Below are 14,089 nucleotides of genomic sequence, written 5' to 3'. Positions count from 1 at the left end.
TCAGACCCTCCGGCCGTGGCTTTCGCCCAGGATCCCGCGCGGATACAGGATGAGAACCGCGATGAGCACCAGGTAAGGCGCCACGTCCTTGACGCCGTCGGGCAGGTAGACGCCGGCGAACTGTTCGATGAGGCCGATGAGGAGGCCGCCGATGATGGCGCCCGGCGCGCTGCCGAAGCCGCCGAGAACCAAGGCCGCCAGTGCCTTGAGCATGACGAACCACAAGCCCAGGTCGACCAGCGTGATGGGAGCGAGCAGCAGCCCGCACAGCGCGGCGATCGCGCCGGAGATCGCCCAGACCAGCGAATTCAGGCGCTTCACGCGCACCCCGCAGAGATATGCGGCCAGCTGGTTCTGCGAAGTCGCGTGGATCGCAATGCCGAGCGTGGTGCGGCGCAGAAAGTAATAGAGGAGCGCCGTGACGCCCATTGCGGCGCCGACGATCACCAGGTTGAGCTCGGCCACCACGCTGCCGCCGATCTGCATGGATTGCCCTGTCCACGGCGTGGGATAGCTGCGCGACTGCGGCCCGAAGAACATGCTGACGCCGCCGCGGATCATAAAGCCGATCCCGATGGTGAGCATGACGCCCGAGAACTGGGGGCGCCCGACGATCCTGCGCATGATCTTCGCCTCCAGCAGGAAGCAAAGCGCGGCCGAGATGCACAGCACGGCGACGAAGCTGAGCCAGAACGGCAGGCCCGCCGCGACGACGAGACCCCAACCGAGGAAGGCGGAGAGCATCACCACGTCGCCTTGCGCGAAGTTGAGGACCTCGGTCGCTTTGTAGCTGAGGACGAGGCCGAGTGCGACGAGTCCGTAGATTGCACCGCTGGAGATGCCTTGCACGATCAGCTGGTTCAGTTGGGTCATCGGATCATCCGCTTGGCTTTAAATAACGATCGTTTGTTAAACGGTGGTGAACTATAGGTTTGCAACGAGGGCAGCGTCAACATGGCGGCTGGGGTTCTCAGCAGGGGGAAACCCTCGGGTATCGCCAGACTTTGTTTATGAAAATGAATCCGTTTAACAAACGGTCGAAATGCTATGATCGGGTTCTACGAACTGCCGAGGTGCATGCATGCGCTATCCGTCAACCCACAAAGAGGAAACTCGCAAGAAGCTGCTCGCGAATGCCCGTGCCATTGCCAAAAAGGGCGGTTTCGAGACCACTGGAATCGATGACCTGATGGCGGGAATCGGCCTGACCGGCGGCGCTTTCTACGGCCATTTCGCGTCCAAGGAAGCGCTGTTTGCCGAACTCGTCGAACACGAAATCTCGAACAGCGCCGAGATGCTGGCCGGGGACCGGGACTCGCCGCCCGACCACGTCGCGAAGCGGTTGCGCAGCTACCTGAGTTCGTATCACGCCCTGCACCCGGAAACCGGGTGCGTCTTGCCGGCACTGGGACCGGAAATCGCAAGGGCGGGGCCCGAAGTGCGTGCGGCCGTCGAGGAGGGGCTGAAGCGCTTGCAGAAGAGCTGGAGCTCGCGCATCGGCGACCCGGATGCGGCATGGGCGCTGATTGCCCAGTGCGTGGGCGCACTGGTACTGTCTCGCGCGGTTGAATCGGAGCGCACCCGCAAGGAAATCCTAGCCTCCAGCCGCCGCTTCATCGACCAGACTCATGCACTGGACCAGCTTCCCGCGAAGCCCTCCAAGGTATCCTGACAGCCGAAGCTGATGTTGCCCCGGCGCGTCACTCCTGCACGTGCGCTGATGCAAACGTTCTCTGCACCGCAGGCACGCGCGGTTGCTGCCGCTAGGCTCCAGCGGTCATCCTGCACCGACACCAAGGCGCATCAGCTCGCTCGCCTGGTCAGGCAGCACTATGACGCGGAACTAAGCAAGGTCGGCCTCAGAATTACGCAGTACCGGCTGTTGATGGAGGTCCTGGCACATGGGCCCGTGCGCCCCTGTGACTTGGCCGAGACAATGTCGCTCTCTCCATCAACGCTGACACGCACTCTCAAGCCTCTCATCTCGACAGGTTGGGTGGATCTTGGACCGGGCGTTGACGGACGCACTCGCAGCGTGCGCATCACCACTGCAGGCCGTAGCAAGTGTGCCGAGGGCATGCCTCACTGGAGCGTTGCCCAGGCCAAAGTGCATCAATTGATTGGGAGCCGAAATGTCAGCGCATTGCATGCGCTCATAGGGGAATGCTTGATAAGCATGTCAGCAGCGGAATGAATGACGTCAAAACGTATCGGCCGTTGGCGGCCATTACCTGAGGGTGATGGGAGCGGCGTTTGGCTTCACTGCCATCGCGTAGTCGCTTTATTTCGTGGGGCAGGGGGCGCGGCGTGTCGGCTGGCCGCTCGCTGTGGGTGGCTTCCGTTGCGTATGCGCGCTGTCCGCGGTGGCCCTCGTGTTCGCTGGGAGGCTCAGTCTTGAGTCTGCCTTCCTGGTCGTGGCTGGCCGCACCATTGCCGGCGCCGCATTGACGGTGTGGACTTTCGCCCGCGTGAAGTGGGAAGTCGATAGATCGCGTGGTGGGAAGAACTGCGCTGGGTCGTATCCGGAATCTCAATGCGACCCGATTGCCGCCGCTCTGACGGCCTCGGCCTGCCAGCCGCCGCCCAGTGCCTTGAATGCACTGACCGCCGCGCGCGCCGATTCCGTTTGCGCTTGCGCTCTTGCATCGGCCACGCGCAGCATGCTCTCGTCGGCCTGCAGGACTTCGATCAGGCTGACGACACCTCGCTGATAAGCCGCAAACGATGCCCCTCGTGCACGGCCGAGAGAGGCCTCTCCCTGCGCGAGCAGGGCGGCTTGTTCTTCACGCTTGACCAGGGCGGAGAACGCGTTCTCCACGTCTTCAGTCGCGCGTAGCGCGGCAAGCCGGTAGGCCGCGAGCAACTCCGCGTCCTGCCCCTTGGCCAGTTCGATCTGCGCATCGATGCGCCCGAAGTCGAACAGCCGCCAGCGCAGGCCGAGCAGCGCCGCGGCCTGGTTCGCGCCCCCCGTGAACAAGTTGCCGCTGGCCACCGACGTGGCGCTACCGATCGTTCCTCCAAGCGACAGCTTCGGGTAGTACTCGGCCACAGCCACGCCAATGCGGGCGTTCGATGCCGCAAGGCGCCGCTCGGCGGCGATCAGGTCGGGCCGACGCCGCAGCAATTCGGCGGGCGAACCGGCGGCGCTGATGCGCGGGGCGGCGGGAATGGCCACGGCCGTCGCCAGTTCGGCGCGGTGCGCGCCCGGCGCCGCACCCAGCATCACGTCGAGCGCGTTCATGGCCGCAGCCTCGCCCGCCTCGAGCGCCGGCACGGACGCACGAACCTGCGCCAGCGTGCCCTCGGCCTGGTGCAGCTGGAGCTCGGTGGCCAGCCCCTTGCCGTAGAGCAGGCCGATCTTCGACAGCAGGTCCTGCTGCGTGCCGACTTGCCGGCGTGCAATGTCGAGGCGGGTTTGCAGGCCGCGCAGGGCGATGTAGATGTCGGCGGTTTGCGCGGCCACGGCCAGGCGCGTGGCGGCCGCACCAGCCTCCGATGCCTGGTAGTCGGCCAGAGCAGCCTCGCGTCCCCGGCGCAGCCCGCCGAAGATGTCCAGCTCCCAGCTTGCACCGAGGTTCGCTTCGTAAGCGTTGCCGTAGCGATCGAAACCTGGCTGCGAGTTCAGGACCTGGCCCAGCGGCGTCTCCACCGACTGGTAGGCCCTGGCGGCTTGTCCGCCGAGATTGCCCGAGGGCAGCAACGCAGCGTTCGCTGCACCGAGTCCGGCCCGTGCCTGTGCCATGCGGGCGGATGCCTGCGCAAGATCAAGATTCTGTTTCAGCGCGTGTTCGACATAGCGGGCCAGTTGCGCATCGCCGAAGCCGGTCCACCACGCCACCAGCTCGGCGTTGGCGGTGGCGGATCGCCGGTCGAGGGCTGCCTCGCCGATAAATCGGTCCGGCAAGGTCGGGGCAGGCCGGACATAGTCAGGCCCGACAGCGCAGCCTGCAAGAAGGCTGAACAGCAGGGGCAAGGCAAGAGTACGTTGGGACATGGGATTGCTCCAGGACGACGGACAGGAAAAGCAGAAAGAAGCGTGTGACTATAATTCAAGTTGGTCACTTGTTGTCGTTTGTTTGTCCGGGCGGTAAGCTCTCGGCATGGTGCGTCGTGACGCGAAGAACGAACTGACTCCGAAGGGGGAAGGGACCGACTTTGCTTGCTGCGCCTGTCCAACGGGTGCAAGTCCCGTCCCGGTAAGCGTCGGTGCGCCGGGTAGCAGACCCCAGGTGGAGCGGGGAGACCCGGCCGCCCGAGCGGGGTGTCAAAAGCCCGTGAAGCAGCTTGAGCTGTTCAGCGGGGAGCAAGCACGCGGGCCGCAACATGAAGTGAAGCCTGCAGCCTCGACAGAGTTACAACCCGCAGGCCGAGCCGATCATGTCGCGGCGAAGGCAACATCGGGCGCGCTTGAACCGAACGGTGCGCAAGACTGCGGCGGGGTATGGGGAGCAGCACGTGTGCAAGGACAGGAGCGGAACACGAGAGAGCCGTCTGCGCGGCCCGGGTCGGGGCAAGCGCGCTCGTATAAGCCCAAGGCGAAATCGAGACGTGCGCAGCGGCAGTCCGAGGGGATCGTAGTACTGCACGGTGGGGCGCAAGCTGCACCGACGAAGGCCGCGCGGCATAACGCGGCTGGAGGGAAGGGTCCCTGCGGTGGACATGCTGGGGATGCGGGTAAGCGCGAGGGAATGGCCGGCCTGACCGGACCTAAAGACCCCGTGGGGCGAGAGCCCCACGCCAAAGTGCGACAACTGCAAAGACAGCTCTGGGCCGCAGCCAAGCGGGCACCGGGTAGGCGTTTCCACGCGTTGTACGGCCAGATTTGCAGGGATGACATCCTGCAGGAGGCGTGGAGGCGAGTGAAGGCCAACCGAGGCGCAGCCGGAGTGGACCGCCAGAGCATCGATCAAATCCAGCAGTACGGGGTTGATCGCTTCCTGGGCGAAATTGCGGCGACGCTGAGGGCGGGCGACTATCGTGCGCAAGCCGTGCGGCGCACATACATACCGAAAGCCGATGGAAGCGCGAGGCCGTTGGGAATCCCCACGGTGCGAGATCGGGTAGTGCAAATGGCGGCCAAGCTGGTGCTCGAACCCGTGTACGAGGCGGACTTCCTGTCCTGCTCATACGGGTTCAGGCCCAGGCGCAGTGCCACGCAGGCCCTGGAGGAGCTGAGGAAACTCGGAGCCCGAGGCGGCCAGTGGGTGCTGGAGGCCGACATCCGCGACTACTTCGGCAGCATCGATCACGGCAAGCTGATGAAGCTGGTGGAGCGGCGCGTGTCGGATGGGCGCATGCTCAAGCTGCTGCGCCAGTGGTTGCAGGCGGGGGTGTTGGAAGAAGGCGCCGTGCGCAGCGCGGCGGCCGGAACGCCGCAAGGCGGGGTGATCTCGCCGTTGCTGGCCAACATCTACCTGCACGTACTGGACCAGGTGTGGACGAAACGGTGTGCCCATCTGGGCACGCTGGTGCGCTATGCGGATGACTTCGTGATCATGTGCCGCAATGGCGCGGACTGCGAAGAAGCCCGCGAGCGCATTGGCCACATCATGCAGCGGCTGGGGCTTGAACTGCATCCGGGCAAGACGCGCGTGGTGGAGCTGACGCAGGGCAAGGAAGGCTTCGACTTCCTGGGCTGCCATCTGCACAAGCGCATGAGCGGGCGAATCTGGCAGAACCAGGGCCTGCGCAGGTACTACCTGCATCGCGGGCCCAGCGGGCGAGCCATGAACCGCATCCGCGAACGCGTGCGGCAGATAACGCCTCGGGGGCGCTGTCATCAGGATGTGCGAAGCGTCATCGCTGAGCTCAACCCGGTGCTGCGCGGTTGGGGTCAGTACTTCCAAAGCGGCAACGCCGCGCGGCAGTTCGGCGCGCTGGACTCCTTCGTGGTGCGCCGGCTGCGCAAGCTGCGCGTCGCGCGCAAAGGGCGCAACCTGCGTCCTGGCGAAGCTCCCGGCTACTCGCGTGAATACTTCGAAGCACTCGGTCTGTATCGCCTGCGCGGAACCATCCGCTACCCGGCGCATTCCCTCTTGCACAACAAGGGGGTCGCGTAATGCTGCGAGCCGACAGTCCACCGGTAAGCCGTGTGCGGGAAATCCGCATGCACGGTTTGAACGGGGGCGTTGGCTCTTCGATTCAACATCCATAAGAGCCAACGTCTACCAATGAACAACGCAACTTCTTCTCCGCCTGTCGCGCGGGGGCCGGCCGATCACGACGTGCGCGCGCAGATCGTCGTCGCAGCCACCGAGCACTTCAGCCAGTACGGGTACGAGAAGACCACGGTTTCCGACCTTGCCAAGGCCATCGGCTTCTCCAAGGCATACATCTACAAGTTCTTCGAGTCCAAGCAGGCGATCGGCGAAATGATCTGCTCGAACTGCCTGCGCGAGATCCAGTTGGGCATCCGTGCGGCGGTCGACGGGGTCGACCGCCCGCCGGAGAAGCTGCGCCGCATGTTCAAGGCCATCGTCGATTCGGGTCTTCGGCTGTTCTTCCAGGACCGCAAGCTCTATGAGATCGCCATCTCGGCGGCCAGCGAGCGCTGGCCGTCGGCCATTGCTCACGAAGAGTGCATCCGGCAGCTGCTTCTCGAACTGCTGAAGCAAGGGCGGGAGTCCGGCGACTTCGAGCGCAAAACACCGATCGACGAGACGGCGGCGGCAATCTACCTGGTCATGCACCCCTACATCAACCCCCTGATCCTGCGGCTCAGCGCCGATCACACGGAGCAGGCGCCGGCCCAGTTGTCGGGTCTGGTGCTTCGCAGTTTGTCGCCATAGGCAAATAATTTCTATGTGACTATTGACTAAAATGGTCACTATTATCAGAATCGGGGCCCTGATCGATTCGTCAATGGGCCCCTCATGCACTCGCGCCGCTTCCTCACCTCCGCCTTCGTCTGCGCCTTGCCGTTCGCGCTGGTCGCCTGCGACGACAAGACGCCGCCCGATCCGCGCACCCAGACGCCGCTGGTGCGCGCCGCCACCGTCCAGACAGCCGCGGCGGCATCGCGCTCGTTCACCGGCACCGTCGCCGCGCGGGTTCAGAGCGACCTGGGCTTCCGCGTCCCCGGAAAGGTTCTGGAGCGCTTGGTCGACGCAGGCCAGACGGTCAAGCGCGGGCAATTGCTCATGCGTATCGACCCGGTCGACCTGAGGCTGGCGGCACGTGCGCAGCAGGAGGCCGTCAGCGCCGCACGGGCGCGTGCGAAGCAGGCCGGCGACGAAGAAGCGCGCTACCGCGATCTGCGCGGCACCGGCGCCATTTCCGCTTCGGCGTACGACCAGGCCAAGGCGGCGGCGGATGCCGCCCAGGCCCAACTCGGTGCGGCCGAAGCGCAATCGGAGGTCGCGCGCAATTCGAATCGCTATTCGGAACTCACTGCCGATGCGGACGGCACCGTTCTCGAGACGCTGGCCGAGCCTGGCCAGGTCGTCAACGCCGGGCAGCCGGTGGTCCGCGTGGCGCAGGCCGGGCGCAGGGAGGCCGTGGTCCAGTTGCCCGAAACGCTGCGCCCGGTCGTCGGCTCCGGCGGGCAGGCCACGCTGTTCGGCAGGGAAGGTGTTGCCGTGCCCGTCGAGCTCAGGCAACTCTCCGATGCGGCCGACAAGCTCACGCGCACCTTCGAGGCGCGCTACGTGCTTGACGGCGCGCTCGCCAACGCACCCTTGGGTGCGACGGTGACAGTTGACATCGCGGACGGCAAACCAGCGCAGGCAGGTGGCGTCCAGGTGCCCATCAGCGCCCTGTTCGATACAGGAAAGGCGACGGGCGTCTGGGTCATCGGTGGCGACCCATCAACCGTGCGCTGGCAGCCGGTGGCCGTCGAGCGCCTGGACGGCGAGCGTGCCCTGGTGGCCGGTCAACTCAAGCAGGGGGACCAGGTTGTCGCGCTCGGCGCGCACCTGCTGCGCGAAGGCGAGAAGGTGCGTGTCGCGACCTCGGCCGCGACACCCGCGGCGGGTGGAGCCCGCCCATGAGCGAAGGCCGCTTCAATCTGTCGGCGCTGGCCGTACGCGAGCGATCTATCACGCTGTTCCTCATTGGCCTGATCTCGCTGGCGGGGCTGGTCGCGTTCTTCAAGCTCGGCCGCGCGGAAGATCCCGCCTTCACCGTCAAGGTGATGACGGTCATCACCGCCTGGCCCGGCGCCACGGCGCAGGAGATGCAGGACCAGGTCGCAGAAAAGCTCGAGAAGCGCCTGCAGGAATTGCGCTACTACGACCGCACGGAGACCTACACGCGGCCCGGGCTGGCGTTCACGACCCTGACGCTGCTCGACAGCACGCCGCCGGCACAGGTGCAGGAACAGTTCTATCAGGCGCGCAAGAAGCTCGGCGACGAAGCGGGCAACCTGCCGGCCGGCGTGATCGGGCCGATGATCAACGACGAGTACGCGGACGTCACCTTCGCCTTGTTCGCGCTGAAGGCCAAGGGAGAACCGCAGCGCGTGCTGGTGCGCGACGCCGAGACGCTGCGCCAGCGGCTGCTGCACGTGCCGGGGGTGAAGAAGGTGAACATCGCCGGCGAGCAGTCGGAGCGCATCTACGTCGAGTTCGCGCACGACCGGCTGGCAACCTTGGGCATCGGGCCGCAAGACGTGTTCGCCGCGCTCAACAGCCAGAACGCGCTGAGTCCTGCCGGGTCCGTGGAAACCAGGGGCCCGCAGGTGTTCATTCGGCTGGACGGCGCATTCGACACCCTGCAGAAGATCCGCGACACGCCCTTGGTTGCGCAGGGCCGCACGTTGAAGCTGTCGGATGTGGCCACGGTCAAGCGCGGCTACGAAGATCCGGCCACCTTCATGATCCGCAACGGCGGCGAGCCTGCCTTGCTGATCGGCGTGGTCATGCGGGAAGGCTGGAACGGGCTCGACCTGGGCAAGGCCCTGGACGTGGAAGCCCGTGCCATCAATGCCGAGCTGCCCCTGGGCCTGAGCCTGACCAAGGTCACGGACCAGTCGGTGAACATCAGCGCGTCGGTCGACGAGTTCATGGTCAAGTTCTTTGCGGCCTTGCTGGTCGTCATGCTGGTGAGCTTCCTGAGCATGGGCTGGCGCGCGGGGCTTGTGGTTGCAGCCGCAGTACCGCTGACGCTGGCGGTGGTCTTCGTGGTGATGGCCGCGACTGGCAAGAACTTCGACCGCATCACGCTCGGCTCGCTGATCCTCGCGCTCGGCTTGCTGGTGGACGACGCCATCATCGCCATCGAGATGATGGTCGTGAAGATCGAGGAAGGCTATAGCCATGTGGCCGCATCCGCCTATGCCTGGAGCCACACGGCAGCGCCGATGCTCTCGGGCACGCTGGTCACCGCGGTGGGCTTCATGCCCAATGGCTTCGCGCCATCGACAGCGGGCGAGTACACCAGCAACATGTTCTGGATCGTCGGCATCGCGCTGATCGCATCGTGGGTGGTCGCCGTGGTGTTCACGCCCTACCTGGGCGTCAAGCTGCTGCCGAACTTCAAGAAGATCGAAGGCGGCCATGCCGCGATCTACGACACGCCGCGCTACAACCGGCTGCGTGGCGTGCTGGCGCGCGTCATCGCGCGCAAGTGGCTGGTGGCGGGGGCGGTCGTTGGCCTCTTTGTGGTGTCGATCCTCGGCATGGGCGTGGTCAAGAAGCAGTTCTTTCCGATCTCCGACCGCCCTGAAGTCCTGGTCGAAGTGCAGATGCCCTACGGCACCTCGATCACGCAGACCAGCGACGCTACGGCGAAGGTCGAGGCCTGGCTCTCCACGCAGTCGGAGGCCCAGATCGTCACGTCCTACATCGGACAGGGCGCGCCCCGCTTCTACTTCGCGATGGGGCCCGAACTGCCCGATCCGTCATTCGCCAAGATCGTGGTGCGCACGGCCAGCCAGGAGGAGCGCGAGGCCCTGAAGCACCGGTTGCGCCATGCCATTGCCGATGGCCTCGCGCCCGAGGCGCGGGTGCGCGTGACCCAGCTCGTGTTCGGGCCGTACTCGCCGTTCCCTGTTGCCTACCGTGTCACCGGACCCGATGCGAACGAGCTGCGCAAGATCGCGGCCGAGGTGCGACAGGTGATGGATGCCAGTCCGATGATGCGCACCGTCAACACCGACTGGGGCACCCGCACGCCCACGCTGCACTTCACCCTGAAACAGGACCGCCTGCAGGCCGTCGGGCTGACCTCCAGCGCCGTGGCGCAGCAACTGCAATTCCTCTTGAGCGGCGTGCCGGTGACTACCGTGCGCGAGGACATCCGCACCGTGCAGGTGGTGGCCCGTTCGGCCGGCAGCACCCGGCTCGATCCCGCGAAGCTCGTGGACTTCACGCTCGCCGGTGCCGGAGGCCAGCGCATTCCGCTGTCGCAGGTCGGCGAGGTCGAGGTGCGCATGGAAGAACCGGTCATTCGGCGGCGCGACCGCATGCCCACGATCACGGTGCAGGGCGACATCGCCGAGGGGCTGCAGCCCCCCGACGTGTCGACCGCGATCACCGCGAAGCTGCAGCCCCTGATGCAGAAGCTGCCCGCCGGCTACCACATCGTTCAGGCCGGCTCCATCGAGGAATCGGAGAAGGCGACGCAGGCGATGCTGCCGCTGTTCCCGATCATGCTGGCGATCACGCTCCTCATCATCATCTTCCAGGTGCGCTCGATCTCCGCGATGGTCATGGTGTTCCTCACGAGCCCGCTCGGGCTGATCGGCGTGGTGCCGACCTTGCTGCTGTTCCAGCAGCCCTTCGGCATCAACGCGCTTGTGGGACTCATCGCGCTATCGGGCATCCTGATGCGCAACACGCTGATCCTGCTCGGGCAGATCCACCACAACCAGCAGGAGGGGCTCGACCCGTTTCATGCGGTCGTCGAGGCGACCGTGCAGCGTGCCCGGCCTGTGATCCTGACCGCGCTTGCGGCGATCCTCGCGTTCATTCCACTGACCCATTCGGTGTTCTGGGGCGCATTGGCGTACACGCTGATCGGCGGTACGTTTGCTGGGACGATCCTGACGCTGGTGTTCCTGCCGGCGATGTATTCGATCTGGTTCAGGATCAAACCCGGCAATGCTACCCAGCCCGCGCACTGATGCGCCTCACTACCATTCATTGAGATCGAAGGAACTGCCATGTCTTCATCAGTTGTTGTCGTGACGGGCGTGTCCTCGGGCATCGGACGCGTCGTTGCGGAAATGTTCGTGGCGCGATGCTGCCGGGTGTTCGGCACCGTGCGCGACCTGCGCAACGCGCCCAAGCTGCCCGGTGTCGAGATCGTCGAGATGGACGTCCGGGATGAAGGCTCGGTTCAGACGGGCATCGAATCCGTCATCGACCGTGCCACGCGCATCGACGTGCTGGTCAACAATGCGGGAATGATGATGATCGGCGCGGTCGAGGAAACCGCGACGGCCGAGGCCGCGGCCCTGTTCGACACCAACGTTTTCGGCATGCTTCGCACCACGCGCGCCGTGCTCCCGTACATGCGTGCGCAACGCCGCGGGCGAATCGTCAACGTCAGCTCTGTGCTTGGTGTGCTTCCGGCCCCGTACATGGGCCTGTATTCGGCCACCAAGCACGCGGTGGAAGGGCTGTCGGAGTCGCTGGATCACGAGGTGCGCCAGTTCGGCATTCGCGCAACGCTGGTGCAGCCAGCCTTCACCCGGACCAACCTCGATACCAGCGCGCCTCGTGTCAAGGCTCGGATATCGGGCTATGACCGCGAACGCGACCTGGTGGCGCTCTCCGTGGCCGACAGCGTGAGCAGTGCGCCCGAGCCGCACGGCGTGGCGGGCACCATCGTCGAGGCGGCGCTCGGCCCATGGCGCATGCGTTGCACGCCGCCAGGGGAGGCGTCTCTCCTGACGAAATTGCGCCGCTTCTTGCCAGCGGGACCGGTGGATGCGAGCCTGAGAAAAAAACTCGGACTCGTCTCTTCCTGAGCAGTTGCCCTGCCGCACAAACGAAGGCGGGCGCCGTGGACAGCCTGGATCTCCTGCGCGCCTTCAGCGAGGTTGCCTCTTCCGGAAGCTTCTCCCGCACCGCCAAACATCTGGCGCTGTCGAGGGGGACTGTCAGCAAGTACATCGCAGCCCTCGAGCGCCGCTTCGGCGTCCGGCTGCTGAACCGGACCAGCCGCGCCGTCAGCCTCACGGACGCGGGCCTCTTGCTGCTCGACAGGAGCAGGCCGATCCTGGAACTGGCCGACGCGACACGCGCCGAGCTCCAGGACCGCGCGCGGGTCCCGAGCGGGCGCCTGCGCGTTTCGGCACCGCACGGCATGGAACTGACGGAATTGCCGGCGCTGATCAACGACTTCCTCGGCCACTACCCCGAGGTCAGCATCAGCCTCGTGCTCTCGAACCGCCGGATCGATCTGACGGAGGAGGGCGTCGACATCGCGCTGCGCTTCGGCCCTTCGGCCAACGAGAACCTGATCGTTCGAAAACTGGTGCCCATGGAACTCAGCGTCTGCGCCGCGCCCATGTACTGGCGCAAGCACGGTATACCTACCCATCCGAACGAGCTTGCGCATCACGTCGCATTGATCAGCACCCCATTGAATGCGCTGGCGAAGTGGCGCTTCGAAGCCGACAGTCAGCCCATCGAGGTGGAGGTCCGTGGGAGGCTGGACGCAACGGAAGCTGGCCCGCTACTCCAGGTGGCACTGATCGGCGCAGGCGTCGTTTATCTGCCGTCGGCGATGCTCGAGCCCTACGTGGAAAGCGGGAGGCTGGTCCCCGTCCTCTCGGAGTTCGTTCGCAGCGACATGTGGCTGTCAGCTGTCTATCTGCAACGTCGGCACAGCACGGCGGTGCAGCGTGCGTTCCTGGACTTTTTGGCGAGCCGGCTCAAGCCTGCGCAGGCGTTCGGATGAGGATCGGCTCATAGTGAGCCAACAGTCACCTTGTCTTTAAGACTCGCAAAGGAAACGATGTAGCCAGCCAGGGCGCTTGCTGCCACCGTGGAAGGACTGCCCAGCCACAACGACCCTGGGCCCGACCGGCCTGGGAAATTGCGGTTGATGGCACTGACAGTGACCTGTTCAGCGCGGCTCGATGCGCCAGGCCCGGCGTTGATACAAGCACCGCAGCCAGGTTCGACGAGCTGTACGCCCATCTGCAGAAAGACCGCTGTCATCCCTGCGCGATCGCTGCGTTCCCGTACGTCCTGGCTGCCGAACTGAAGAAAGAATTCCACCCCTGGCGCCAGTCGCAAGCCACGATCGGCGCCCCATTTCATGACTTCATGGTAGGCCTCGATGTCCTCGAGCTTGCCGCCGGTGCAAGACCCGCCATAGGCGATGTCGATCGCCACTCTCTCGGACGACAAATCAGATACGGCTACGCCTCTTCCAGGGTCGCCCGGCCGCGCGACCATCGGTTCCAAGGCCGAGCAATCGACCTCGATCTCCGAGTCGTAGTCCAATCCTTCGTCGCTGCGCATCCAGTCTGTCACCTGGAAGTCGCGTTCGCTGCGCCGAACGCGAATCGACTGTTCCGTCCGCCGTCAGCAAACGGATGGCCGCGCTTGAGGAGCGCGCCGGCATGCCGTTGTTGCGGCGTGGTGCATGAGGAATGGAACCGACTGATGCTGGCTTGGCGTTGGCACGCCAAGCGAGGGAGGTGCTGGCAAGCCTGGAGCGGATGCGAACGACATGCTATGCCGGAATTGAACAGCGACACGATATGTTTCACCATCTCTGCCGAAGAGGCTTCTTTCAAGCTGACCTTGATGGAGCGATGTTTCTCCAGCACCTTGACCATATCAGCTGGAAGTGAACTGGAAAGTGCGGCCAAACTCGCGACGATCCGCACGCTGCCCTCTCCCCCGCTTGCGATGACCTCCATGGTCGCTTGCTCGACAAGATATGCCGGAATCGACACTGATTGTGAATTTCGATAATGCTTGGCGGTGATTCCGGCAAAGGATGTCACGGCTTCGACGGCAATTCGAGCACGCTAGCCTCAAGTTCTGGCATCTCTTGTCGTTACTTCGCAGTTTTCCGGCATTGCGTGTCACATGTTGAGAGTAGAGGAGGGCAGACCTCAACCTGAACCATGAGCGCATCGGCTTATATCGTGATGCCGAAGCGGGACGGCTGACCGGTTATCCCCGCC

The 14,089-nt window shown here is 64.9% G+C and carries 12 protein-coding genes; 8 read left to right on the top strand and 4 right to left on the bottom strand.

Going from position 1 to position 14,089, the window contains the following annotated elements; genetic code table 11:
• Complete coding sequence (locus tag ACSQ9I_RS17365) at window positions 1-873, bottom strand: branched-chain amino acid ABC transporter permease (protein ID WP_436295622.1); 873 nt, start codon at window positions 871-873, stop codon at window positions 1-3.
• Window positions 874-1,081: 208 nt separating this feature from the next.
• On the opposite strand from ACSQ9I_RS17365, the gene ACSQ9I_RS17360 reads away from it, so the two are divergent.
• Both ACSQ9I_RS17360 and ACSQ9I_RS17355 read left to right on the top strand, forming a co-directional pair.
• Window positions 1,082-1,672 carry a TetR/AcrR family transcriptional regulator gene (locus ACSQ9I_RS17360; protein WP_436295623.1) on the top strand — a complete coding sequence of 197 codons (591 nt, stop codon included), beginning with the start codon at window positions 1,082-1,084 and terminating at the stop codon, window positions 1,670-1,672.
• Window positions 1,673-1,684: 12 nt separating this feature from the next.
• Entirely contained in the window at window positions 1,685-2,194 is a 510-nt protein-coding gene (locus ACSQ9I_RS17355) for a MarR family winged helix-turn-helix transcriptional regulator (RefSeq protein ID WP_436296294.1), read from the top strand.
• Between the two features lie 336 nt (window positions 2,195-2,530).
• Here ACSQ9I_RS17355 and ACSQ9I_RS17350 read toward each other — a convergent pair whose 3' ends face one another.
• Complete coding sequence (locus ACSQ9I_RS17350; protein WP_436296293.1) at window positions 2,531-3,994, bottom strand: efflux transporter outer membrane subunit; 1,464 nt, start codon at window positions 3,992-3,994, stop codon at window positions 2,531-2,533.
• A gap of 694 nt (window positions 3,995-4,688) precedes the next feature.
• On the opposite strand from ACSQ9I_RS17350, the gene ltrA reads away from it, so the two are divergent.
• The 6 genes from ltrA (at window position 4,689) to ACSQ9I_RS17320 (ending at window position 12,846) form a co-directional block, all read left to right on the top strand.
• A complete protein-coding gene (gene ltrA / locus ACSQ9I_RS17345) occupies window positions 4,689-6,059 on the top strand; it encodes a group II intron reverse transcriptase/maturase (RefSeq protein ID WP_436313884.1) in 1,371 nt (456 codons plus the stop codon).
• A 111-nt stretch (window positions 6,060-6,170) separates the two neighbouring features.
• Complete coding sequence (locus tag ACSQ9I_RS17340) at window positions 6,171-6,788, top strand: TetR/AcrR family transcriptional regulator (RefSeq protein WP_436313883.1); 618 nt, start codon at window positions 6,171-6,173, stop codon at window positions 6,786-6,788.
• 84 nt (window positions 6,789-6,872) lie between these two features.
• Window positions 6,873-7,988: an efflux RND transporter periplasmic adaptor subunit gene (locus tag ACSQ9I_RS17335; protein ID WP_436313882.1), complete on the top strand. Its 1,116-nt coding sequence runs from the start codon at window positions 6,873-6,875 to the stop codon at window positions 7,986-7,988.
• On the top strand, window positions 7,985-11,062 hold the full coding sequence (locus ACSQ9I_RS17330; RefSeq protein WP_436295628.1) for an efflux RND transporter permease subunit: 3,078 nt from the start codon (window positions 7,985-7,987) through the stop codon (window positions 11,060-11,062). The genes ACSQ9I_RS17335 and ACSQ9I_RS17330 overlap by 4 nt, the downstream gene beginning before the upstream one ends.
• 39 nt (window positions 11,063-11,101) lie before the next feature.
• Entirely contained in the window at window positions 11,102-11,911 is an 810-nt protein-coding gene (locus tag ACSQ9I_RS17325) for an oxidoreductase (RefSeq protein WP_436295629.1), read from the top strand.
• Window positions 11,912-11,946: 35 nt separating this feature from the next.
• A complete protein-coding gene (locus tag ACSQ9I_RS17320) occupies window positions 11,947-12,846 on the top strand; it encodes a LysR substrate-binding domain-containing protein (protein WP_436313881.1) in 900 nt (299 codons plus the stop codon).
• A gap of 8 nt (window positions 12,847-12,854) precedes the next feature.
• Here ACSQ9I_RS17320 and ACSQ9I_RS17315 read toward each other — a convergent pair whose 3' ends face one another.
• Window positions 12,855-13,415, bottom strand: coding sequence for an aconitase family protein (locus ACSQ9I_RS17315; RefSeq protein ID WP_436313880.1), 561 nt, complete (start codon window positions 13,413-13,415; stop codon window positions 12,855-12,857).
• A gap of 8 nt (window positions 13,416-13,423) precedes the next feature.
• Entirely contained in the window at window positions 13,424-13,906 is a 483-nt protein-coding gene (locus tag ACSQ9I_RS17310; protein WP_436313879.1) for a hypothetical protein, read from the bottom strand.
• Between the last annotated feature and the right edge of the window lie 183 nt (window positions 13,907-14,089).

Origin of the sequence: Variovorax sp. LjRoot84 (assembly GCF_964254305.1) — a bacterium.
GTDB lineage: Bacteria > Pseudomonadota > Gammaproteobacteria > Burkholderiales > Burkholderiaceae_C > Variovorax.
The sequence above is the reverse complement of the archived record's forward strand: the minus strand, read 5'-3'. Positions and strand labels throughout refer to the sequence as shown.